At 68.8% G+C, this 25,033-nt stretch carries 10 protein-coding genes; 7 read left to right on the top strand and 3 right to left on the bottom strand.

The genetic code is table 11. The annotated features are described in order from the left end of the window. The first annotated feature begins 283 nt into the window (after positions 1–283). Positions 284–538: a TniQ family protein gene (locus ABN273_RS60105; RefSeq protein ID WP_502911332.1), complete on the top strand. Its 255-nt coding sequence runs from the start codon at positions 284–286 to the stop codon at positions 536–538. A gap of 92 nt (positions 539–630) precedes the next feature. On the opposite strand, the gene ABN273_RS55865 is transcribed toward ABN273_RS60105, so the two are convergent. After that, complete coding sequence (locus ABN273_RS55865) at positions 631–1,077, bottom strand: helix-turn-helix domain-containing protein (RefSeq protein ID WP_349457918.1); 447 nt, start codon at positions 1,075–1,077, stop codon at positions 631–633. 66 nt (positions 1,078–1,143) lie between these two features. Between ABN273_RS55865 and ABN273_RS55870 the strand changes: the two genes are divergently transcribed. Together ABN273_RS55870 and ABN273_RS55875 are read left to right on the top strand one after the other, a co-directional pair. Beyond that, positions 1,144–2,382 (top strand): MFS transporter, encoded by a 1,239-nt coding sequence (locus tag ABN273_RS55870; RefSeq protein ID WP_349457919.1) that lies wholly within the window; start codon positions 1,144–1,146, stop codon positions 2,380–2,382. Positions 2,383–2,634: 252 nt separating this feature from the next. Then, complete coding sequence (locus ABN273_RS55875; RefSeq protein ID WP_349457920.1) at positions 2,635–4,218, top strand: alpha/beta fold hydrolase; 1,584 nt, start codon at positions 2,635–2,637, stop codon at positions 4,216–4,218. A 188-nt stretch (positions 4,219–4,406) separates the two neighbouring features. Here ABN273_RS55875 and ABN273_RS55880 read toward each other — a convergent pair whose 3' ends face one another. Beyond that, positions 4,407–17,723, bottom strand: a complete 13,317-nt coding sequence (locus ABN273_RS55880; RefSeq protein WP_349457921.1) for a Tc toxin subunit A-related protein — start codon at positions 17,721–17,723, stop codon at positions 4,407–4,409. Between the two features lie 383 nt (positions 17,724–18,106). Between ABN273_RS55880 and ABN273_RS55885 the strand changes: the two genes are divergently transcribed. The 3 genes from ABN273_RS55885 to ABN273_RS55895 all read left to right on the top strand — a co-directional run bounded on the left by ABN273_RS55885 (position 18,107) and on the right by ABN273_RS55895 (position 23,622). Next, positions 18,107–20,893 carry a hypothetical protein gene (locus tag ABN273_RS55885; RefSeq protein WP_349457922.1) on the top strand — a complete coding sequence of 929 codons (2,787 nt, stop codon included), beginning with the start codon at positions 18,107–18,109 and terminating at the stop codon, positions 20,891–20,893. A 199-nt stretch (positions 20,894–21,092) separates the two neighbouring features. Continuing rightward, positions 21,093–21,263 (top strand): hypothetical protein, encoded by a 171-nt coding sequence (locus ABN273_RS55890; RefSeq protein ID WP_349457923.1) that lies wholly within the window; start codon positions 21,093–21,095, stop codon positions 21,261–21,263. A 55-nt stretch (positions 21,264–21,318) separates the two neighbouring features. Continuing rightward, positions 21,319–23,622: an ATP-binding protein gene (locus ABN273_RS55895; RefSeq protein WP_349457924.1), complete on the top strand. Its 2,304-nt coding sequence runs from the start codon at positions 21,319–21,321 to the stop codon at positions 23,620–23,622. Between the two features lie 134 nt (positions 23,623–23,756). Here ABN273_RS55895 and ABN273_RS55900 read toward each other — a convergent pair whose 3' ends face one another. Next, positions 23,757–23,972: an SDR family oxidoreductase gene (locus tag ABN273_RS55900; RefSeq protein ID WP_349457925.1), complete on the bottom strand. Its 216-nt coding sequence runs from the start codon at positions 23,970–23,972 to the stop codon at positions 23,757–23,759. A 260-nt stretch (positions 23,973–24,232) separates the two neighbouring features. On the opposite strand from ABN273_RS55900, the gene ABN273_RS55905 reads away from it, so the two are divergent. Next, positions 24,233–24,976 (top strand): hypothetical protein, encoded by a 744-nt coding sequence (locus ABN273_RS55905; RefSeq protein ID WP_349457927.1) that lies wholly within the window; start codon positions 24,233–24,235, stop codon positions 24,974–24,976. The last annotated feature ends 57 nt before the right edge of the window (positions 24,977–25,033 follow it).

Consider the following 25,033-nt stretch of genomic DNA (forward strand, 5'->3'; position numbering starts at 1 on the left):
CCACTCGTTCTGCGGTAATATTCCACCGAAGGAGTATGAAGGCGCCTTCTATAAGGCGCAGGAATCTGCTACGTCATTCGCAAGTTCGCAGGAATCGTAGCCTCCAAGATTCCCGGGACGGTCCAGTACGTCTGCTTCAGGAGTGCTGTGGTTGAGTGATGACAGTACGCGACGCTCCGGAGGTGCGGTCGGAGTCCTGCGGGTTGGAGGAGCTGTTCTGCGCTCACGCCTTTAGTGAGCAGTCGCGGGGTTCGCTGTTGCTGGGCCCGCAGTGGCCACGCCGATGGAGTGGGCACAACTCTTCGGCAGCCGGGCATGCCCGAAGTGCCTGGCGGCTTCGAACGGAGCGTGGCCGCTCTGGTGGAAGCTGGGCTGGGCCGCGGTCTGTCCCGCGCATCGGATCCCGCTGGTGGATCACTGCCCGAGATGCCACGTTCACTTGCGACGGAGCCCTGGACTTGCCCGAGGGCGGCTGCTCCTGGCTGGTGAAGGACTACGCCCCTGGGAGACCGTCACGCCCCGCCGTGCCATCCCGTGAGAACGGCTTACGGTCTGGATACACAGCGGGCCACAACCTCGTTGACTATGTTCACGAGGTCGACGGCGGGCCTCTCATATCGGCCGTGGTTGTCACTCTGGCGGGTGACCCAAGACCAGCATCATCGCATCAAGCAATCGCTGCCAATCGGCTTCCCGAAGGTCTCGCCGGAGCGCACCGCCAACAGCCGCCAGGGCGTCGATGAGCATGGCGCGGACCGTTCGCTGGTCTTCCTCGAGCATGGCGGCAAGCTGGCCGACTTCGCGTCGAAAGCGGCGACTTTGCGAGAAGTCCACCAGTGACGGCGGCAAAGCCGCGATCGCCGGATCCGCGGCCGGGTCGGCAAGATTGATCACCAAACGGGTCCCCAGCGCGTCAGCGAGCCGGTCGAGTACGGCGACCGTCGGGTTGCCGCGGCCGTTCTCTAGATTCGCCACATAAGGCACCGACACTCCGGCCTCCGTGGCGACCGAGGCGACCGTCCGACCGAGAGCGGCGCGGCGGCTCCGCAACCGCCGACCAAGTTCGACGTGATCCATGGAACTATCTTGACAGAATAATTAGAGGCACGCTTCTCTCTTGAGAGAATACCTCGAGGGGGAGGAATGCTGCAGGCCTTACGAGTGCGAGACTTCCGGCTGCTCTGGACCGCGCGATCAATCGCCGCCCTCGGCACAGGTCTGCTTGACGTCGCGGTCCCCGCACACATCTATGCCGTCACTGGCTCGGTGCTCGCGACCGGCCTCAGCCTGGCCTTCAGATATCTGCCCGCGCTGCTCCTGGGGCCATTCGCCGGGGTCATAGCCGATCGGTGGGACCGCCCCCGCATCATGATCACCACCGACCTCATCCACGCGATGGCGATCTCCGTAGTCCTCCTGGCCCAAACACCCGAGACGATCTGGATCATCTACGCAGCGATGCTCGGTCAAGGCACCGCTGCGGTGATCTTCCGCCCGGCCGCCCAAGCGCATACCCCCGCCGTCGTGGGCATCGGCCCGCTACTCAGCAGCGCAAACGCGCTCGGCGCCTTCACCACCGGGGTGATCGGACTGAGTGCTCCACCGATCGGCGGCCTCATGTTCGCCACCTCCGGCATCAACGTTGTCATTGGCGCCGCAATCACTGCCAGTCTTCTGTCCGCGACAGCCATTGCCCGCACCACAACACGGTCACGCGCACATGGCCCCGCACAGAACGTGCTCGCAGACCTCATCCAGGGACTGCGTCACCTTCGGCAAGCCGCAACAACACGGGCGCTGCTGGCCACGAACAGCGTTTACCTGCTCGCGAACGCAGCGCTCACCGCTCTGCTCATACCCTTCGCCGTGACACACCTGGGTGAAAGCGTCCAGGTCGGCTACCTGCTGTCCGCGTTGGGCCTCGGCTTTCTCCTGGGAGCGCCCGTCGGCCGAAGACTCGTCGACCGCTTCTCCGCCAGAACGACTCTCGCCCTCAGTCAAGCACTCGTTGCCGGCGCGTTCTTTCTCATGTTCAACGCCGCGTCGCTCCCAGTCGCGCTGATCGCTGCGGTTCTTCTCGGGATGCCAGGAGTCACCGTTCTGGTCGCCACCCACACCTGGCTGCAACGAGCCACTCCAAAGACGCTCCTCGGCCGTGTCAGCTCGGCCTTCCTCACCGCCGAAGCCGCGGCAAGTATGGCCGGAGCTATCGCCGGACCCGCCATCAGCAAACTGACCAGCCTTCCCCTGGCACTCGACGCGGCTTGCACCCTCACCCTCCTATCCGCCCTACTCGCGCTTTGCCTCATGCCCCGAGGCAGCCAGGTCCTCCAAGGACCAGAAGGTGACCGCAGCCGAGAACCCGCGCAAGACCAAGAGTGAAGGGCTCCTCCGAACGATGTTCGGATCGCGCTCTCACTTTGAATGTCGTTCGGCCCTATTGATTAGACGTCAATCTAAATGACAGTTCCCAGGTCACTCGCAGGCCCGGCTCCCAACTTCAGTGACGCCAGACACTGTGTCTGGACCCATCGAACCTGACAGTTTGGCGTGGATCTTGAGAGTCTGCGTAGGGCGGGCGACCATCCTCATGGAAACGGTAAGGAAACAACCGCCGCTCTACTACTGATCCGCATGACGTACCGAACTTCACTGACGGCACTGGTCGTGGCGCTGGCGGGATTGGCGGCGCATCCTTCCGCGGCGGGTGCCACCGCTACCGTCGCCGTGAGCGCGAGCGCCACCGCGAACCCCAGCTCGAGCTCCGGCGTGTCTTCCGTGCAGTGGAAATCCTGCCCGGCCTACTCCGATGAGGTGATCCGCAGCCTGGGCATGGCGGAGGACAAGGTTGCGGCGTTCCGCTCCTTGATGAAGCGCCTGGAGTGCGGCACGGTCAGCGTCCCGCTGAACCATCGTGACCCCAGCGGGCGGAAGATCGACATCGCGGTGACCCGGCTGGCCGCCACGGACGAGGCCCACCGGCTCGGCGCTGTCGCCGTCCTGCCGGGCGGGCCGGGCAACAGCGGATACCTGGACCCGGTCCTGCGGGCCGCGCTCAGGAACGAGGAGATGGCGGGGCTCAACGAGCGATACGACATCATCGGCTTCGACCCGCGCGGGGTCGGGTACAGCACCAAGGTCGCCTGCACCTTCTCGCCGAACGGCCCGCAGGAGCCCGGCACGCTGACAAAGGAGGCGGCCAGGAAGATATACGACGCCCAGGTCGCCGCCACCCAGAGGTGCGGACGCTCTGACCCCGCCTTCCTCGGACAGCTCACCACCGACAACGTGGCCAAGGACCTGGACCTGGTACGGACCGCGCTGGGTGAGCGCAAGCTCAACCTGCTCGGCTTCTCCTGGGGCACCTATCTGGGCATGGTGTACCGCAGCCTGTTCCCCGGGCACACCGGACGGGCCTTCCTGGACAGCGTGGCGCCGTCGTGGACCCGTATTGACGAGCACGCCAAGGACAGCGCGGAGGCGGCCGAGCGTAACTTCGGGCGCATGGCCGCCTGGCTGGCCCGCCGCGACGGGACCTACGCTCTCGGTGCCACCGCACGGAAGGTGCGCGAGGAGGTGGCGAAGCTGGTCAGTACGTACGACAAGAGCCCCAAGACCTACACCGACCTGCAGCGGCCCATCGACGGCTCGGCCGTCGCCGACCTGGCCAGGCGCAACTCGACCGAGTGGGTGCGCGCGGGCAGGGCGCTGGCCGAACTGCGGACGGCGACGGGCACCACCGCTCCGCCCACCGTCAAGGAGCTGCTCGGCGCATCGATGAGGGGGACGCCCGTGCCCGGCGCGCCCGAAACACTGAACATGACCATGAATTTGGCCGTCGCGTGCAACGAGGACAGCAGCCGGGCCGGTTTCGACACCGCCTGGCGTGACTACCAGCAGCTCGTGAAGCGCCATCCGGCGACCGGCCGGTCCTGGGGACCGCCTGTCATGTGTCCCGGCTGGCCGCTGCCGGTGCAGCAGGCCACGTTGAAGCGGGGCGGCGGGTCACTGGTGCTGGCGGGGCACCTGCACGAGTTCATGTCCGTCTACGACTGGACGCTGCAGACGCGGCGCGCCATCGGCGGCACCGTCTACACGGTCGCCGACGACGTGCACGTCTCGACCACCCGGGTGCCCGAGTGCGCCGCCGACGTGGTGCGGTACTTCGAGACGGGCCAGATCGGCAAAGGGTGCGAGGGCAGCGCAATCCCGAGCTGACCACCGGTTACCGGCCACGTAGCTCTTGCGGCGCGCCCGGGCAGGTTCCGGCCGGTCGGACTCCGAGGGGCAGGGGCACTGGCGCTGAGCGGGCGGCGATCCACGCCGACGTGATGAGCGACGGCGTGGGGACGCGGTATGGCCCGTGCCCCCGGCCAGTCCTGGCCGGGGGCACGGGAGAGACCCCGCTAGCGGGCGCGGTAGGACAGGATCAGGCCGAGACCCTCGAGAGCGGACTTGTCGCCTTCCAGGACCAGACGCCAGGTCCCGGCGGTCAGGCCGGGGGTCGGCAGGAGCTTGCCCTCGTTGAGCGTCAGGCGTCGTTCGCCGTTGAGGAGGAAGCGGGCCGAGCCGTTGCCGGCCGGCGAGTACAGGGCGTACACGCCGGTGATGGCGCGGCCGGTCATGCCGGGGAACATGTCGGGGGTGAACGGGAGGGTCAGCGTGTCGTCGGAGCCCTCGACGAACGTTGACCACTCTTCGGGGAACTCCGCCGGGATGTCGCAATAGCGCGCCGTGGCATAGGGCTTGAGCATGCCCTTGACCGCGCCGGCGAAGAGCTCACCGCCCTGTTCGGCGGAGTACTTCACGGTGATGGTGACGTCCAGGAGTTGCGCGGCGCCGCCGGAGGGCAGCTCCAGGCGCCACCGGGAGACCGCGCCGGTGCCCTCGAAGGGAAGGTAACGGTCGTCGTCGTAGCGAAGCTCGAAGAGGCCGTTGTTGTCCTTGTACTCCTCCAGGTCCGACAGTGCGATCTGCTGGCCGCCGCGCCAGTCGGCGCGCAACGTCGCCGGCATCGGGCCCTTGGGGTCGAGGAGGTACTTGACGGCCTTGGGATCGGCCGCGAGCACCGTCCTGCTGTCCAGCTGGGTCAGCACGGCGTTGAGAGCGATCGGCCCCTCCTGGCCGGTGAAGGTGACCGACACCGTCTTGACGCGCCGACGGTAGTGGCCGGGGAAGTCGCGGTCGAAGAGGGCCTCGGTCAGGGCGAACTCGCAGCGGCCGGTGGTGCGGAGGCTGAGCGCGGCCACCGGGTCCAGCGCCAGCAGCGACACCTTCTTGATGATCTCCAGGCCGCGGCGGTCGCTCTCGAGCCACGCCTTGCCCAGCCGCTCCAGGTCCAGCCCCAGGCTTTCCGCGGCGAGCAGGCCGTTGCGCCGGCTCTCCCAGTAGAGCGGCTGGATGTAGTCGGCCTCCCCCTCGGGGACGCCCCGCTCGTACTGGAAGGACCGTTGCGCGGTGCGCGCCATGTCGTACGCCATCGAGTAGGTCTGGAAGTACAGCCCGGCCAGCCGCCCCGACATCCACTGGTACAGCTGGAGATTGGTGAACTTGCCGGTCATGAAGGCGCCGACGGCCTCCAGGTTGGCGATCTGCTGATCCAGGATCTCCAGCTCGCGCCGGGCGGCCTTGAGCCGGAGCTCGGCGGCCTTCACCTGGTGGCCGAGCTGCTCCACGTCGTTGCGGGCGAGGGCGAGCTGGAAGGCCCAGTCGCTCGCCATCCGCTCCTGCTCGGCGCGGATGCCGAGCAGCTCGCCGATGACATTCAGCGCCTCGGCCGCCGACGACGAGGCCTCGCCGCCGTGCTCCAGGGCCTCCGTCACCTGCTCGCGGCCCAGCTTGGTGCCCGTGATGAACAGGCCCAGCAGGACGTCCGGCAGTCCCGAGGCGATGGCCGCGCCGGCCTGGAAACCAGTCGCGACGACGTGGGCGACGACCGCCGCGGACATCATGCCGAGCTGCGCCTGCTCCAGCGGCGTCAGCCCGGCGGCGATCAGCCCCTCGTAGTGGTCGACCCGGTTCAGCGCGCCCTGCTCGCTGACCTGCACCTCGCTCAGGCCCTGGGCGGCGATCTCCACCTCCGCCTCGCGCACGGCGCGGGTGAGGGCCAGGATCGTGCCCTCGTGCCGGTTGTTGAGCAGCGCCAGCTCCTCGGAGTCGCGGCGCTCCAGCACGCTGAGCAGGTCGCCGCCGAACTGCCGCAGCTTGTCCACCAGCTCCTGCGCCTTGCGGAAGACGGAGGAGAAGCGGTGGTGCGGCACCGGTACGGTCGCGGCGGCGGCGAGCCGGTCGAGCGACGCTCCCGCCGCCGCGCCGCGCACCAGCGCCATCACGTCGGCCGGCGGCTCGAACAGCGGCAACGGCCGGCTGACGCCCATGATGTCGAGCGAGGCCCGGATCTTGCGCAGCCGGTCCTCGACGCGGTCCCAGTACTCCAGGAACACGCCGTTGGCGGGGACGTGGAAGTACGGTCCCGCGACGCTGGCGTGCACCTCGCCCGCCTTCTCCAGCATCGCGCCGCCCGCGGTGAGCTCGGGGAGCCCGTCGTCCTGGGGCGCCCGGCGCAGCTCCTCGTAGGTGAGCGCGGGCGTGCGGGCTCGCGGGCCGAGGTCCTCGGGCGGCCGCTCGCCGAGCAGGTCGTAGGCGAAGATGTAGAGCATCCTGGCCTCGTCGACGCTCTCGGCGGTGTACTGCCTGAAGAGCAGGTCACCCCAGTCGAGCAGGTTGTCGACGTAGGCCATCACGACCGCGCGCCGGTAGGCCGACGGACGCAGCTCGCCGATCGGGTGCGGGTCGAAGGGATCCTCCAGGTACGCCTTCAGCAGCGCGGCCCGGTCGCCCATGAGATCGTACTGCTGGCGCAGCCGGCCGAGCATGGCGATGCGTTCCAGCAGGCCGTTCAGCGCCGGCCCGCCCTCCGGCGGCGCCTCCAGCGCCTTGAGCGCCTCCTCGATCGGCGGCAGTCCGGCAGTCGACGGCCCGCCGGTCGGCAGCTCGGCGAGGTAGTCCTTCTCGGTCTCGCTCAGCTCGCGCTGGTGCTGGAAGGCGGGGGCCATCGGCTCCACCTTGACCAGGATCTGCTCCAGGTCGGCGGCCGGCTTGCTCACGTCGGCCCCGCGGCCAGCGAGCTCGGCCAGGTCGTCGCGGCAGCTCTGGACCAGCGCCTCGACGTCGGCCGCCAGGAACGGCAGGAAGCGCCAGTATCGCGGCATGGTGGGATCGAAGACGTACTCGTACCAGGTGCGGGCGTCGTCGAAGCGCTGGGCGGCGTTGAGCGCCTGGGCGATGAGCGTGGGGGCGTGGAAGAAGACCTCCCAGTAGTAGATGCCGTTGCCGCTGTTGAAGTCCAGGTGCGTGCCGGCCGGCACGCCCTGCTCCGCGGTCGACTCGGTGACCATGATCGTGGTGGCGTCGGAGACCCGCGTGCTGAAGGCCGGCAGCTCGTCGATCTCCTGGATGTCCGGCGCGAGCAGCGCGGGCACGCCGCCCTCCAGCAGCGCCTTGTTGAGCCTGTACGCCGTGCTGGAGGTGAGCCTGATGACCTCGTGCGACAGCGCGGCGATCTCGTACGGCCGCTGGGCCTGCACCGACGAGGGGTAGGTGACGTACGTGGAACCGAGGAACAGGTAGAGGTCGGTGCTGTCGAGCACGCCGTCCAGCCCCGCCTCCCAGCCGCCGGGCAGGCCGCGCCAGTTGCCGCTGACCGGGGAGAACCCCGCCGCGGCCGCTAGCTCCTCGCCAGGCCGCAGCACCGTGTAGTCCTGGTCGCTGAAGACGTAGCGCAGGCCCGAGCGCTGGAAGACGGCCCGGACGCGGCGGCTCATGGGCTTGGGATAGCCGGGGTCGGCCAGAGCGGCCACGACGCCGTCCTTGAGCGTGTAGCGGACGTACTCGAGGTTCCTGGCGAGGAACAACGTGGCGTCCTCGCCGTCGGCGCCGGCGACGACGTAGGCCGCGTCGACGCCCTCGTCGGTGATGGCCGTCCTGGCCACGCCGAGGGTCTTGATGGCGGACGGCTCGCTCTGGACGTATTCCCTGGAACCGTTGCCGGAGTGTCCCCGGCCCCTGCCGGATTCCTCGCGGGTGACGGACAGGTAGGTGTGGGTGTCGTTGTTGAAGAAGTAGACGCTCTCGCCGTGGCGGAAGGGGGCGCTGACGGGGCCGGACTGCGGCAGGCCGTCCTTGTTGCCCCGCAGCGGGATCGTGCGCTCGTTCTGGCCGTCCCAGCGCCGGTAGGAGTCGCCGTTCACGACGAAGACCTCGTCGCCACGGAAGAGGACCGCCCCCACCTGCGTGTCGCCGGTCGCCCATGGCGGCTGGAAGGCCTCCAGGGGGTTGCCGGGACGGGTCCGGCGCACCCACACGCGCTGTTCGGCCGAGTGGTAGTACTCCACGCCGTCCGCGTCGACGGCGGCGGCGTCCACCTTGCCCCACTGCGGGAAACCCTCTTTGTTGCCGTCGATCAGCTTCGGATAGCCCACGTCGATCCTGCCGAAGGGGTCACCGGAGTAGCGGTAGTAGTACTCGCCGGAGAACAGGTAGAGGAACCCGTCCTTGGCGATGGCCGCGTCGGCCTCGGCCTTGTCGTCGTACAGGGCGGTGGGGACGTGTCCCCAGCGTTCGGCCGTCGGCGGCTTGCTGAGGCGGGTGGCGGTCGTCCGGGTCGCGGAGACCTCCACGTAGTAGGGACCGGAGCCGTTCTCGCCGGTGTTGTTGAAGAAGTACCTGACACCGCCGGGCAGCTCGACCGCGGCGTGGATCGGGGACCACGCCGGCAGCTTGTCAGGATTGCCGCTCAGCTGCCGCGGCTCCTCCCCGCTGCCCTCCGGGGCGATCGGCCGGCACAGGAAGCTGCCGCCCTTGTGGTCGACGCTCATCCACGCGTCGCTCTCGGCGCCGGCCGGCATGGCCAACTGGACGACCTTGGAGGCATCGACAGGCTCGTTGAAGATCTGCTCCAGCCGGGACGGCCGCACCGGCTCGGGCACCCCCTCGGCGCGGATCGCGTACAGCTCGGGGGTCAGCGCGAACGCCGACTGCACCTTTTCCGGGCCGTTCGGCCTGGCGACCGTGTACGTGCAGGTGATCAGGATGGTGTCGTGCGTGCCACCGTCCGGCACCGGTACGGTGGCGGACGCCTGGACGTGCAGGCTGACGCCGCCGACGGGCGCGTCCTGCACGTCCTCCAGGGGCAGGACCTGTGCGGGCACCCATTCGCCGTTGAGGTTGCGGAAGGAGTAGTTGACGCGCACGCGGTACTTGGGCGGCGGCGGGGTGAGCGTACGGTTGTCGCCGCTCTGCTGCTCGGTGAGCGTGGTCTGGGCGCCGGGCTCGGGCGCGACCGCCTCGGCCGTGGGCCAGAAGACGAAGATGCGGCCGAAGGCGTGCACCGGGTAGACGATCTCGGCCTCGACCTGCGCGTCGACCTTCAGCCACGGCTGCCAGGTGGCCGACAGGCGCCCGTCGTCCCTGAACTCCGCCTCGCGGCAGTAGTAGCGCCTCGGCTCGGTCCTGGTCCTGCCGAACAGCACCAGCCGATGGACGCCCGCTTCGGCGCCGTCGGCACTGTAGACGTAACCGCCGGCGATCGAGAGCCTGGAGACCTCGGTGTACTCGTCGAGGTAGCGCTTGTAGGCCTGCTCCACCTTCTCCTGGGTGATCTCGCCCTGCAGCAGGTCGTCCTCCAGGGCACGGAAGGCGGGCGTCTTGGAGCCGCGCAGTTCGGGGCGCAGGTAGTTCTCCGGGTAGAGGAAGACCTTCCTGTTGGCCTCCCACAGACGGTAGTTCTTCAGCCACGCCCACCAGGTCCTGATCCGCCGCCTGGTCTCCTCCGGGTCCCGCCCGTGCGGGACCGCCACGTGCTCCAGGTCGAGCAGATAGCGGTGCACGTAGAGCTGGGCGGCCGCGATGGCCTCGCGCACCCGCGAGGTGCGGCCCTGGCCGCCCATCTCGACGTCGGCCAGCAGCTGGTCGTACAGCTCTCCCGGGGTGCCCTTGGCGATCGAGACGAGGGCGTCGCGCTTGAGCACGTTGATCTCGTCGTGGACGGCGGCCGACAACGCCTCCCACTCGCCGGTGTACAGGCGCTCCATGATCCCGTAGAGGGCGGTGTTCGCGGCCGCCAGGGCGGGCGGGTCGCCGAAGGCGTGCCGCCATACGTCGGTGTAGAGCGTGGACGGGGCGTCCCCGATCCGGCCGGTGAGCGTGAAAAGCTCGACCAGGCGGAGCAGGAACTCGACCTCGAAGCGGTCCTCCTCCCGCCGCACCGGCGCGGCGCTCGCCGCCGCGGCCGCGATGGCCTCGGGTTCGGCGGTCAGGAGCGCGGCGTTGCGCTTGGCCCACCTGATCTCGTCGACGTCCCAGCCGAACAGGTCTCCCAGATAGGCGTACGGGTCCTGCACCACGGCCGGCCGGTCCAGCAGGAAGGCGGGCAGGCCGTCCGGGTGCCGCCGGGCGAGGTCGATGAACCTGGAGATCGTGTGCACGTCGCTCAGCCGGTAGTCGGCCGTGCCGCCCCAGCGGTAGCGGAACCGCTGCGGGTAGGTGCGGTCCACCTCGTGATAGCCGCGGGAGTAGCGTACGTATTCGTCGCCCTTGCACAGGTACGTGCGGCCCTCGAAGACGAAGGCGCCGTCGACGCCCGACTCGAAGCGGCCCGGCAGGTCGCCCCAGTCGTCACGGACGGTACGGGGGTGGCCCTCCTCCACGAACTCGAACGCGCCCGGACGGTAGCGGACGTACTGCTCGCCCTTGAAGGCGTACAGCTCGCCGGTGGGCGCGGCGAAGGCGGCGTCGATCAGCCTGTGGCCGGCGTCTGCGAAGGCGTTGCGCACCTTGCCGAACCGGGAGTTGACAGGCTGCGCGGCCGGTTCGCCGACCCGCTGGCAGAGGTTGCCCTTGATCAGGTGGACGGTGCCGGTGGGGCCGGGGGTGCGGAAGGCCGCGTCGAGGCCGTCGGCGAAGTCCGCGGGCGGGTCCTGCATGCGCAGATCGAGGGCGAGGCCGGGGAGGATGGCGCGGGGGTAGCCGTCGTCGGCGTACTCGTACTCGGTGCCGGTGTAGCGGACGTACTGGTCGCCGGAGAACAGGTAGGTGTGCGCGCCGGTGACGATCGTCGCGTCCACCTTCTCCCTCTCCACGAGATTGTTCCTGACGCGGCCGAAGACGGCGAGGTCGCGGGTGGTGGTCGCGGCGCGGGAGACGACGTGGCAGGAGCCGCCCGCGAAGAGGTAGGCGGTGCGGCCGTTGGCGATGGCGGCGTCGATCGTGCGGCCGGTGACCGCGTCGTCGAACGACTCCGGCAGGTTGGCGAAGGCCGCCTCGCGGCGCAGGTTGCCGACGATCTTCTTCGGGTAACCGGGATCGATGTAACGGTATTCGGAACCGGTGTAGCGGACATACCGGTCGCCGGAGAACAGGAACGTCGTGTCGTCGCCGAAGACGCAGGCGGCGTCGATCCTGGCGGTCGCGTCGTCGGGCACGAACGGGTTGGGCGACCTGCCCCACCGGTCGCGGATGACCGCGAGCGGGGCGAAGTCGTGTCCGTCATGGCGGGAGTACTGCTCGGAGAGGAAGAAGTACGTCGAGCCGTCCGGCGTGGTGAACGCCGTGCGCAGCACGTCACCGTCTTCCCTGCTGGATTCGAGGATGCGCTCGAAGCCGGGCCAGAGCCGCTCGATCGGGCGCGGGTAGGACCAGGCGCCGGCTCTCTCGTCGTACTGCAGGCAGTGCTCGCCGTGCAGCAGGAGCATGGTGTCGCCGGCGAACAGCACCGCGTCGGGCACGGGGCGTCCGGGTATGCGGTACTGCTCGGGCACCTGCCAGAAGCTCTCGTCGGCGAGCTGCGGCTCGCCGTCGGGCTCGGTGTAGTCCGTGCCGGAGTAGACGAGGTAGCGCATGCGGCCTTCCTCGTCGGGCGACTCGAAGACGTACGTCTTCGTGCCGCGGACGTACGCGAGCGCGACGTCGTCCAGGCCGCCCCAGTGCTCGGAGATGAGCCGAGGCTCGCCGTCGATGGTGGGGCCGGGGTTGGGGGCGGCGGTATCGGCGGGGCCGGGGTCGGCGTAGACGACGAACTGGTCGCCGCTGAACAGGTATGTCCTGCCGTCCCTGCCGACAAAAGCCGCGTCCACCTTGTTGTCCTGATAAATCGTGTTACGCGGCTTGCCCCACTCCTCGGCGAGGAGGTACGGCCTGTTCAGCCGCGTGTTGACGCAGTCCGGCCCCTTGAACAGGTACGTGGTGCCGTCGGCGCCGCGCAGCACGGCGTCGAGCCCGCGGCGGAACTCCTCCGGCGCCGCGCGCAGCGACCGAGGCGTACCGGTCTCCTGCGCGAACCCGTGGCCCTCGACGGCCTCGATGCCCGCGCGATGGCGCCAGCCGCCGCCGTCCTCCGCCAGCAGCTTGCCGTCCTCCAGGAACGCGCAGCTCAGCCCGCTCAACGAGGCGTCGTCGTAGCGGCGGTAGAGGCCGTCGGACACGATGTGGCAGCGGCCGGCGCGGAAGAGGTGGACGTTGCGGCGGTCGGCGAAGGCGGCGTCCACACTGTCGAGCGTGACGTCCAGGGCCGCCATCCCGGGCTCCCGCGACAGCGCGGACAGAGCGGCCGGATAGCCGTCCTGCACGTACTCGAGCTCCGTGCCCAGGTAACGCACGTACTGGTCGCCGGAGAACAGGTAGGTGTAGTGGTTGTCCACCTTCCTGCCGTCGATCTCCTCCGTCACGGTCCTGGTCAGCGCGGCGTCCACCAGGCCCGTCCGGGCGATCCTGTTGACCACGTTGCCCCAGTACGCCGGGACGGAGGCCGGGTAGCGGTCGTCGGCCCTGGTGTAGTCGCCACCGGAGAAGCGGATGTACCTCTCGCCGGAGAAGACGTAGGTCCGGCCGTCCTTGCCGACGAAGGCGGCGTCCACCCTGGTGAAGGGCAGCAGGCTGTCCCAGTGGCCGTCGATCGTGCGCGGCTCCGACCACCAGCGGTGCCGGGCGTCGGACACCACGAAGCTGTCGCCGGCGAAGAGGTACGTGCGGCCGGTGCCGTCGGTGAAGACCGCGTCGATGACCGCGAAGCGGGGGTCGGCGGCCAGCGATGCGGGCAGGTTCCACCAGTTGTCGGAGACCGGCTTGGGGTAGCCGGGGTCCGGGGTGGCGTAGTCCCTGGTGGAGTAGCGGACGTGGAAGTCGCCGCCGTCGGCGTGCACCTGGATGTGCAGCGGGTTCCTGCGGAGCGTCAGCGCGATGCCCTGCTCGGTGCCGACGTGCCACTTCCTGTACTCGTCCGTGCCCTCGGAGGCGACGGGGGCGTGCTCGGCCAAGGTCAGGCCATGCTCCAGGAAGTGGCGGCGCAGCGCGGGCGACAGGCGGCCCTCGTTCAGCTCCGGCTCCTGGGCGAGCGGCACGTCGAACAGGTGGCCGCCCTGGCCGAACAGGTACGTCCTGCCGTCCATCACGAAGGCGGCGCCGACCTTGCGCAGCCCTCCCCAGTCGCCGGCGATCCTGCGCGGGTAGCCGAGGTCGACGACGGCGTAGTCGGTGCCGGAGTAGCGGATGTACCTCTCGCCGCTGAACAGGTAGGTCTTGCCGTCCATGCCCACGAGCGCGGCGTCCACGGCGCCGCCGGCCAGCACGTCGGCGACCTTGCCCCAGCGCTCGGCCGTCGGCTGCGGCACGCCGACGCCGGAGGCGGCCAAGGAGACCGTCCTGCCGTCCTTGAACAGGTGCACCATCCCCGAGACGGGCTCGGTGAAGGCCGCCTCGACACCGGCGTGGAACTCGCCGGGCAGACGGGCGAACTCGGTCTCGATACGCCGCGGATAGCCGTCGTCCACCCGCACGCCGTCGTTCTCCACGCTGTCGGTGTAACGGGACACCTGGTTGGCGCGGAACAGGTACGTCCTGCCGTTGGGACCGGTGAACGCGCCGTCGAGGCTCTGCGCGCCGTCGAAGGCGTTGCGGATGCGGCCCCACCGGGCGGAGATCGGCTGCTCCTGCCCGCCGATCTCGAAGTAGCGGCCGCCCGCGAACAGGTGGACATGCCCGTCCACGTCCTGGAAGGCCGCGTCGAGCGCCCCGGTGAACGCCTCGGGCAGCGGCGTGTCGTGGCCCTCGGCCTGCCACCATTCGGCGACGCCGCGCGGGTAGCCCTCGTCGACCGTCGTGAAATCGGGGTCCGAGTATCGGATGTACTGGTCGGCGCAGAACAGGTAGGTCCTGCCGTTCTCGTCCACGTACGCGCTGTCGATCCGGCGCGGGGCCTCGAAGTTGTTCCTGACCTTGCCCCACAGCTGGTCACGGGGCGCCCAGCGGATGCTGCCCGGCTCCTTGACGAACAGTCGCGAGACCTCCCGATCGGGGAGCTCGTCACCCTCGTTCCGCTCGACGGCGCGGCCGACGATCCACTCGGCGCCGTCGGGGAAGGCGAAGGCGGCGTCGACCCGGGTCAGCCCGGTGAACCGGGGCGACAGCTCGGTCAGTGCCTTGGACCTGGGGTCGAGCAGGGCGTACGTGTCGGCGGAGTAGGCCCAGTAGACGTCGCCGGCGAACACGTAGATGCGGCCGTCGGAGCTGCGCAGCACCGCGTCGACGACGTCGACGCCCGGCGGCAGGGCCAGGGGTTCGGGGTATTTGCCGGTCAGGTCCTGGTCGTGGAAGGCGACGGCGACCTCGGTCTCGTCCATGCCGAGCTTGGCGGCCAGCAGCGCGAAGCGGCGGATGCGCTCGTAGGCGGCCCGGAAGTGCGGATCAGACAGCCGCCGGGGGACGGCGATGACCGGGGGGAGGAGGGTCTCCATCGCCTCGGGCAGCCCGCCGGCGACGCCCGCGCAGATCGCCGCGGCGCTCTCCTCAGGCACGCCGAACGCGTCGGCCAGTGCGGAGGTGAGCGCCTCCTGCTGCTGCCCGGCGCGGTTCTCCAGCGCGGCGGTCACCTCCTCGACCGCCTCGGCGAGCGCCACTGCGACCGCGTGCAGCAGGAAGAACACGTCCCGTTCGAAGTCCTCCAGCCCGTGCAGGGCGAAGCTGACGACGTTCGCGGGGTTGGCGAAGAAGGGGACGGCCTCGCGGGGCACGGACAGGCCGTCGGTGAGGTGTCCCTGCGCGATCAGCTTCTCGACGACCAGGCGCTGCTGCTCGTCGTCGAAGCCGAGCTCGCCCAGCGCCTCCAGGTGGATCCGGTACGGCCGCTCGTCCTGCGCGCACTCGGCGACCCGCCGGGCCACGATGCCGGTCTCGGCCGCGGTGAACCCGTCGCCGAGCGTCTCCACCTCGGCGACCGGCCAGCCGTCGCTCAGACAGACGCCCTCCATCGCGGCCATCGCCCGCTGCGCCATCGCCAGGTCCGCGGTCCCGGCGAAGTCCTCGGGGGTGAAGGTGTAAAGCTCGGTCTCCAGCTCGCCGATCTGCCGTTTCACGGCGTCGAGCACGGCCTGCCGGTGCGGGTGGAATTCGGGCGGCAGCGCGAAGTCGGCGGGCTGGAGCGCGGCCAGCGCCTGCTTGTTCAGATAGCGGCCGTTCTCGTCGATGTAGCCGTTGAAGCGCAGCCCGTCCATCAGCCTGGCCAGCCGCGCCTCGCTGAGCCGCAGCCCCGTGAGAAGCCCGGGGTCGAGGACGAGCGGCTCGGCGCGGAAGGCGTCGATGCGCCGGCGCAGCAGGGCGAGCACCTCGGGGGCGACGTCGGACAGGCCGGCGTTGACGCGGAACGCCTCGAGGTTCTCCTCGCCGGCGAAGAACTCCGGATCCTGGACGGCGCCCTCCTCGTCGACGTACCCGTGGTGGATCAGGTTGTCGTACAGCTCGTCAAGCTGCCCCTGGGACAGGTTGCCGACCGTGGCCAGATCGGAGGGGTAGAAGGACGAGGTGCCGTTGCCGACGCTGTTGATCAGCTTGAACAGCGCCTCCTTGAACGGCACGAAGTCCCGCTCCAGGTTCAGCGCGTAGTCGGTCTCGGGCATGCCCTCGGTGACGAGCGTGCCGTCGGCGCGCAGCCGTCCGCTGAACACGAGCTGCGTGTGGATCTTGCCGGCCAGACGCTCACCGAGCCCCAACCCGACGAGGTCGTCGTCGACGATCATGCCGAGGGAGGTGACCGCCTCGTACGCGGCCACGGCCACCGTGTCGGGGTCGAGGCGCAGCAGCCGGGCGTCGCGTTCCGACACCACTGCGCCGGTGTGGGTCGCCAGCACGTCGTGCACGGCCTGCGCGGCCCGCGGCCCGAAGCGCTCGCCCTCGAACATGGCCGGCTCCATGGCCACCGCCTGGAACCGCTGGTCGAGGCCCTCCAGCACCGCGAGCCGGTCATCCCCGCCGGACCCGCCGGATCCGCCGGATCCGCTCCCCAGGATCTCGGCCAGTTCCTGGGCACCGAAGCCGCCGTCCTGCATCCACCGGGCGACCGCGAGCAGCGTCTGGGCCAGCCACAGGCCGGAGGCGGGGTCGCCGCCCTCCAGGATGCGGTAGCAGTCCTGCGTCTTCGGCTCGACCCCGCCCAGGAGGGAGAACGTGGAATACCGCCACAGCGACGGGTCGCTCTCCAGCACCCCCAGCAGGTCGAACAGCTCGCCGGCGGACATGCCGAGCGCCGAGGCCAGCCTGCCGGTCCGCCGCAACAGCGCGATCTGCGACGACCCGATCGGAGCGCGGTCGAAGGGGCTCGGCTCCAGGGCGCTGTAGCGGTCGCGGTAGCGCCGCACGGTCTCCGTGATGTCGCTCTCGGAGGTCCCGATTCCGATGGCCAGCTTGCGGCGGTACTCCTTGTTGTGCGGGCCGAGGATGTCGCCCGACACCGCGGGCAGCTCCTCGGGCACCGGCTCCACCTCCGCCACCAGCCCGCACACCGCGTCGACGGTGAGGTCGTAGCCCTGCCGCAGGTGCACGACGAGCGCGGTGGTCCGCAGCGCGGCCGCGTCGAGCGTGCCCCCGCAGCACGTGGTCAGGACGCGATCGAGGTCGCTGAGGCCGAGCCCGGTCCACCTGGCCAGCCGGACGATCCGGCTGATCCGGTCATACCAGCCGGAGGTGGCCCCCTGCAGTCGCGTGCCGTCCGGCGACATGGTGACCGGCTCGCTGCCCTGGTTGACGTACGAGTCCTTGGGCGGCCGTACGAGGTCTTCCGGCTCGCCCAGCAGTTCCCGTAACTCCAGCGCCGACAGGCCCGTCACCTGCTTGAACCTCTCCACCTCCGCGAGCGAGGCCAGCTGATCCTCCGGTGCGAGCCCGTAGAACGCCTTGATCCGCGCCTCGTCCGCCGTCGACGTCAGATGCGTGACGGCCTCCGCGGACAACCCGAGGAACAGCCGGGCCACCGTGTCGGCGTCGGCCACCGGAGCGAAGATCCGGTAGAGCTCGTCCGGTCCGGTCCTGAGGTGCCGGAGGTAGGTCTTGAACCGCTCCTCCTCCAGCGAGAACGGCATTCCGAACGGGTGCTGCAGCCGCTGCCGCATGCGCTCGTACGGCTGGTCCCCGGCGAGCCTCTCCAGCAGCTCGATGACGATGTCCAGGTAAGGAGACTCGCCGAAGGTGTTCTCCCCGTCCAGGAGGACCCTCTTCAGGTCGGCGCGCCGGTCGTCGCCGAGCAGCGACGGCTGCTCCAGAACGGTCTCGAGCAGCCCCAGGAGATCCGCGAGATAGGCCCCCGGCGAGTAGACCGTCCTGGCCTCGTCCTCCTGCCGGCGATCGAGATCCGTGCCGTCGAACAGTTCCTCGTAGCTCGGGAGCGGCTCGTTGCCCGCCATGCGTCCCCCTCAGAGAAGCCTGTGTAATCCGGACCGACCCCACAGAGCGGTCCACGCCCCCCCAGATACAAGCTCAGAAACGGCGCCACGAATACGGCGACCGAGCCACCTGTCCTCATCCGGCCAGAGGCGGAAGGTGATGTTGCATCTGGCGCCGACGTGCTGGACCAGAGAAGCGCGCTACGAATGTGGCGGACAGGGAAGCTTTGCACGCCCGGCCAAAAGGTGGACGATCGGTCGGTCGTCCGGCGAGGGGGAGCCTTGAGAAGAACGGCTGGGGGGTCATGAAAAAGACAGGGCCGAGCAGCGGCACGAGCAAGAACAAGCGGCAGCGCAGGCGTACGATCGCCGGACCAGAGAAGATCGAGCCTGGCATATCGGATATGTCTGACGTGCCGCCCATCACGAAGCGTGACGTGTCCGTTGCCTCCGCACCGGTCTCCACATCAACGCCGCCGGGCTGGCAGGAGTTCACCGAGAAGCCCGACCCGGCCACCGCCGAGGTGGTGGCGAAGGCGCTGCAGGACACCACGTTCTCCGTGCAGCGCATGGCCGGGATGCTGGCCCAGCGCTCGGCGTATGAGCGCAGCACGATGTCCCGGCTCATCGTGGCGAAGCTCAGAGGCGACCTCGCCCTCGACTTCCTGAAGGCGACCGCCGGGGTTCGTCTCGTCAAGCCCAGGACGCCGCAGAAGCAGGTGCCGCAGCCTGAGTACGGTCGCGCGCCGGGCCGCGACCAATCGCTCGAGGCGCTCGACCTCGCCGCGCAGGGCAAGGGCGCCGTCGACCTGGTCGAGCTCGCGAAGCGCACCGACGACGCGGACGACGCCTCGTCGATGGCCTACCTCAAAAGGGTGTTGGAGGACGTCAAGTCAATCAGCAGCAGCACGACGCCGTACTCGCAGGAGCGCCGCACGGCGCTCGGGCGGGTGGCGGTCGCCGGGCAGGCGCACATCGTCGAGCAGGTGGGCTTCCGTACAGCGAGCAGCAAGCGCGCCGGCCAGAGTAACCTGTCGACCCAGCACGACCTCGTGTCCAGCTACTGGCGCACGTCCTTCGACGAAGCCCTGCAGAAATTCGTGAAGAAGCTGCAGGCGGACGGCAAGCTGAAAGAGGGCGACAAGCTGGTCAACAGCCCGCGCGTGCTGCGCAAGCTCGAGATGGTACTGGACCCGAAGGTGCTGGCCAAGCTCGAGATCCGGCCACTCAAGGGGGAGACGGGCATCAGCGTGCTGAGGGGCGCCACCGACTCCTCCTTGCCCTGGAAGGAGATCCTGGAGGGGATCGGCGCGACGCCGTCGGCGTACCAGCTCTACGAGCTCATGGACGCGGACCAACCCCCGCCTCGGCCGAAATCCGCCGTCGACACGCACGCCGACCTCGCGCAGCTCATCACGTCCAGCGCGTTCTCCCGCCTGCAGGACATCGCGCGCGGCAAGGGGGAGCTGGCGCCGGTGTGCGCCATGGTTGAGCACCTCATGCTCGGCCTCACCGACAAACATGGCCCGGAGCGCAAAGACGCGCTGACCGCCGACGCTCTGCGCTCGCTGAGTCGGCTACTCGACATCGTCGTCGAGGATCCGAACCCGTCGACGGCGTTGCGCGCGGTTGATCTCATGATGGACGAGATCGCCGTCGTGCTCGCCGTGGCCAAGAACTACAAACGTGTTGACTATTGGAAGACGATGCACGACGTCCTGCTGAAGCGGGCGCCGAGCATCGCGCCGAACGTCGGCAGGGAGATCGAGCTCAACAGCCACCTCATGACCAGCGGCATGGACGCGCTCGGGACGGCGCTGTACATCGCGCTGTCGGCGCGGGGCAGCGGCCAGGTCTCGCGTGCCACCGAGAAGGTCGACTACTTCGAGACCGGGATGCTGCTCGGCAAGCTCAAGAAGGGGGAGACGGCGAAGCTGCGCAAGAATGTCGTGGTCGCGGCGCTGAACCCGAGCACGCCCTTCGAGTCGTCACCGGCGAAGAACCTCGTGGCAGGCGTGCTCGAGGGGCTGAAGGCACGCAAGCCGGATGACCCGCCGTTCGCGCTGATACTCGACACCACCGTCGAGGACGGGCTCGACCTGTCCACCGGCCGGACCCGGCTCGACGAGGTGCTCAACGGCCTGAAGGGCGCCATCGCCGACGGCAGCCTCGAGGTCTTCCTGTGCAAGAGCTTCCAGAAGTACGCCTCCTTCGGCACCGGCAAGGTCGCCGCCGGCGACCTCACGGTGTTGTCGAAGCAGGACAACTACGCATCCCACAGCCCGCAGGTAGAGGCGCGGCTGCAGGAGCTCGACCTCGATCTCGCCCGGCATGACGAGGGCCAGCTCGTGATCCACATGCTCAAGCACGGCAATCAAGACGAGCAGGCGCTGATGCGCAGCGCCGCCGGTAACGCCGAGTTCGTGAACCAGTTCTGCTGGCCGGTCACGCATACGGACCTGGGGTCTCCGTACGTGGACGGCATCCCCCTGCTCCTGCGCTCGAAGCCCGGAGGCGAGATCGCCGAGCTGTTCCAGAAGCTCGCCCTGGTCGATTGGCGCGGCAGCTTCTCGTTCCTGCGGACGTCGTTCGTCGACCTGATCCCGGGGCCGTGGGGAGCGACAGATCAACGAGAGGACTGGTACACGCGCATCAACACCGGCCACGAGTCGAAGCAGACGATGGTCGAGTACTTCTACGCGTTCGGCCACCTGGCGACCGGCATGCCCCCTGGCGCGAAGAAGCCGACGAAGCAGGTCGATCTCAACCGCCTGCGCATGGAGGACGTGAAGGAGCACTGGGACGCACTGCGCGGCGTCACAGACGAGCACGATGCCGACATCGCGCGGTACCGGGACAACATCATGGCCTCGTACTGCGCGTTCGCGTGCCAGAACGTGCTGTACAAGCCGGACGTGTTGCCGATGCTCGTCGCGTTCTTCGCGACGCCGACGACCGGCGTCTCGATCGAGATCCGGCGCTATCTCGCCGGCGAGCTGCTCTCGCGGGCGAATTTCTTGAAATCCCTCGATACCGCCACCCTCGCGGCGCTGTGTCGCGCGGCGGAGGTCCTTCCCAGCTGGTCGATGAAGCCCTTCGCCCAGGGACTCAAGGACAAGCTCAAGCTCGACGGCGATTCGAAGGAGGAGCAGCGGCTGCGAGATCTCATCGAACGAGCCCGCAAAGCCTGAGGTCGGCGGGCGATCAGCCGGACGATCACGGTACCCGGGCCCCGGACGCCGCGCCTACCCAGACCGCGGCGTCCCGGGCCGGAGCCGGCGGCCAAGGGGCCGGGCCCGGAGCCCAGCGCGCGCTGGACCCGTCGTCGCCAACGGTGACGACGACCTCGTCATCCTCGCCACGAACCGTCACTCGCACTGCCGTGCCTCCATGTCGCTGCGCGTTGTCCAGCAGATTGGCCGAGCAAGCGGCAAGGTCGCCGACCATGCCATCCACGATCAAGCCATGCTCCAGGTTCCCTTCCTTGTGCCCGGCTTCATGATCGGCGGCATCCTGCTCCCACGGCCGCCGGGTCCGCCGGACGGCGGGCTCATATCATGAAGGGGTGGTGCCACGAGCATCGTCGCAGGTGGTGGGCAATCTTCCTCCTGACGCGATGGAGATCGTCGGCCGCAGGAGGGAACTGTCTGAGGCCAGGCAGCTGCTGTCGGACACCCGCCTGGTCACGCTGACCGGGCCTGGCGGCGTGGGCAAGACCAGACTGGGTTTGCGGGTCGCCGCGCAGGCGCGGCGCGCGTTCCCGGACGGGGTATGGCTGGTGGAGCTCGGCCCTTTGCAGGACATCACCCTCCTGGCGCGGACGGTGGCTGTGAGCTTGGGGTTGTGTGACCAGTCGGCCGGGCCATCGGCGGAAACGCTGGCGAACTATCTACGCGACAAGCGACTGCTGCTGGTTCTGGACAACTGCGAGCATCTCCTGGACGCCTGCGCGAACCTGGCGAACATGCTCCTTTCCAGTGCTGAGCAGGTGCGAATTCTGGCCACCAGCCGCGAGCCCCTCGGCGTGGCCGGCGAAACGCTGCTCGCGGTGCCGCCGCTGTCGGTGCCCGAACCCGGCTGGCGTGGCACAGTTGGCGAGGCGACGACCTGCGAGTCCGTCAGGATGTTCATCGAGCGCGCGCAGATGGTGATGCCGGGTTTCACGATCAGTGCCGAAAACAGCGCGACGGTGGTGCGGCTGTGCCAACGTCTCGAAGGCATACCGCTGGCGATCCAGCTGGCCGCGGTGTGGCTCCGGGCGCTGTCTCCGGAGCAGGTCCTCGAACGGCTGGATGACCGCTACCGCTTGCTGACCCGGGGTTTCCGTACGGCTCTGCCCCGCCACCAGACGTTGCGCGCCGCCATGGACTGGAGTTTCGATCTGTGCTCGTGTCAGGAACAGACCCTGTGGGCACGCTTGTCGGTGTTCGCCGGCGGGTTCGACCTGGACGCGGCGCAGCGGATCTGCGCCGGCGACCCGTTCGCCGCGGACGACGTGTTCGAACTCGTCGCCGCGCTGATCGACAAGTCGATAGTGGTCCGCGAAGACCACGGCGCCCGTACGCGGTACCGGCTTCTGGAGACCGTTCGCCAGTACGGTCATGAACGGCTCGTCGAGTCCGGTACGGAAGCTGAACTTCGCCGTCGTCACCGTGACTGTTTCCAGCATCTGGTCGAGGAGGCCGACGCCGCCTGGTTCAGCCCACGCCAGGGCGAATGGCTCAGCAGGATTCGCCTGGAGTTGGCCAACATCCGGGTCGCTCTGGATTTCTGTCTCACCGTCCCCGGCGAAGCGGGGGCCGCTTTGCGCATGTGCGCCGGCCTGTACGAGTACTGGGTCTTCCACGGGGCGCACAGCGAGGCCCGTCACTGGCTTGACCAGGCGCTTCGTCAGGAGAGTGAGCCGAGCCCGGACAGGTTCGACGCGCTCGTGGTTTATGCCACGATCGCGCTCCTGCAGGGCGATGCGGCCGCGGCCCTGCCGTTGCTGGACGAGTGTCGCGACCACGCCCGCCTGATCGGAGACGGGCGCGCGGATGCGCTCACCATGTGTCTTTCCGGGCTGGCCGCGTTCCTCCAAGGAGATCTCCCGGCCGCGGTCCCGTTGTTGGAGGGGACGCTGAACCGTTTCGGTGAAGACCACGACGGTCCCGCCCACCGCGGCGATCGAAACGACGCCTTCCTGGCCTCTGTCTATCTCTCCTTCGCCGCGACCTTCCTCGAAAATCCACGCGCCCGCGCTTTCGCCGAGAGCTGCCGGAAGACCGCGAAGGCGGCAGGCGCGGAATGGGCCCTGTCGTGGGGGGCATGGGTCGTGGGTCTCGAACGATGGCGAGCAGGGGACGTCCAGCAAGCCACGAGCCTCTTCCAGGAAGCCCTGTCACGGCAGTACGCCTTGGACGACCGGTGGGGGCCGGCCTGGGTTCTGGAAGCGCTGGCCTGGGTCACGGCCGCCGACGGCCGCGCCGCCGAACGCGCGGCCTTCCTGTTCGGCGTCGCCGAGAAGCTCCGGCGGTTGATAGGAGTGTCGCTTTCCGGCTTCCAGCCCTTCGCTGTCGCGCACGATCGGTGCGCGGCCGACCTACGCGAATCTCTGGGCGACAACGGGTACGAGACAGCCTTCCAGCGCGGCCTGAATCTCGATTTCCACGACGCCATCGCCCACGCGCTCGGTAAACGCTTGCTGCCCGAACAGGCCGCGCGGGCGAATCCCCCTGCTTCCTCCGTACTGACATCCCGGGAAAGGCAGGTCGCCGAACTCGTCGCGGAAGGCATGAGCAACAAGGACATAGCCGCCCGCCTGGTCATCTCCCAGCGCACCGCCGAAGGACATGTCGAGCACATATTGACCAAGCTCGGATTCACCTCACGCGCGCAGATAGCAGCATGGACGCGGGAGGAGGGCGGAGCCGGCCCATAGCAGACGCGTGTGCGATTCGCGCCTCCGTTGCAGGCGGCGAACAGCGCGCCGACGCGTTCGATCAGCAGCTGCTTTGGTCCCCTTGACGGGCGCCACCGCCAGCACCCCGGCCATCCAGCGCTTGGCCGCCACGGTCATCGCGACGCCGCCCACTGCTCGAAGGTGATCTTCCCGTCGCGGAAGTCGCCGGCCGGCAGCACGCCACCGTTCGCCACGTCGATCACGACGTCCACACCGCGCAGCGCGTCGTCGAGACCGGCCCTCGTCATCAGGTCGATGCCGCCCGCCCGGGAGATCACCACGACCTCGTGGCCCTGCTCGTGCGCCCGCTCGACCACCAGCTTGCCCACCCAGCCGACGAGGGGCTGAATGCGACGGCTCGTGGCCGCTACCGGACGAGACCGTGAAACCCGAACTCACAACCGCCCAATGGCTACTCACGATCGACGTCCTCGAACGCTGAGCCGCAACCGTTGACCGCACCGGACGTCACGATAAAGCTGATCAAGAACGCGAGCGCCGAGAGCTGATCAACTCTCGGCTTCAAGCGCACGGCGTTCAGCCTCACTGAGGCCCCGCAACATGCTCGCCAACGGGAGGAGCCAAGGCGATGAAGCAAGTGCCGCTCCCCGACAGGGTGGTATTCGTTGATTGGCACGGTGTGCTGTCCTGCGACCCCTTCTGGGCGTCCATCCTGGAAAACGCCCGGCATCCGCTTCACTTACAACTCGTGAAGGGCCTTGCGCCGATCTTCACTGGCGAAGGGGCCCACGCCTGGATGAAGGGTCAGGTGTCCTCCGCTCAGGTGATCGCGAGCATGGGCATCAAGCTGGACCGCCGGTTCCGCGACGACTTCCTCCAGCGCCGGCTACTGGCCGACTGCGCCCGGATGAGGGTCAACGTCCCGTTGTTCGAGATGCTCCGCGAGGTCAAGACGAGTGCCTCGATCGTCGTGTCCACCGACAACGCGGACTGCTTCGCCGACACTTTCCGGCGGGTACGCAAGACCCGGCGCCCGGCAGGCCACCGTCCGGCGGCGACGTTGGCCGAGTGGGCGTTCGTCTGCGACGACATGATCTGTTCCAGCGACGTCGCAGTACTCAAGAGCGAAGGTGTCGTCGGGTTCTTCGGGCCTTGGCTGAGCCGGCACGGCATGACCTTCCAAGACGCGCTGCTCATTGACGACTCAGCGAACAACTGCGCCGCCTTCCGGCAGCAGGGAGGGACCGCGCTGCACTGGCGAATGGGCGCCGACGACATCACCGAGGCCGCAACCGCGCTGAGCCGATGGCGCGACGCACCTGCCGCATCCGAACTTTCCTGCGCTGCCGCCCGCAATGAGGAGAAAGGATAGAGACACCCGTCTGGAGGCTCCGCCGGCAACTTTCGGCCAGAATATTTCGAAGGCTGG

Source organism: Nonomuraea sp. B19D2, assembly GCF_040137845.1.
Taxonomy (GTDB): Bacteria; Actinomycetota; Actinomycetes; order Streptosporangiales; family Streptosporangiaceae; genus Nonomuraea.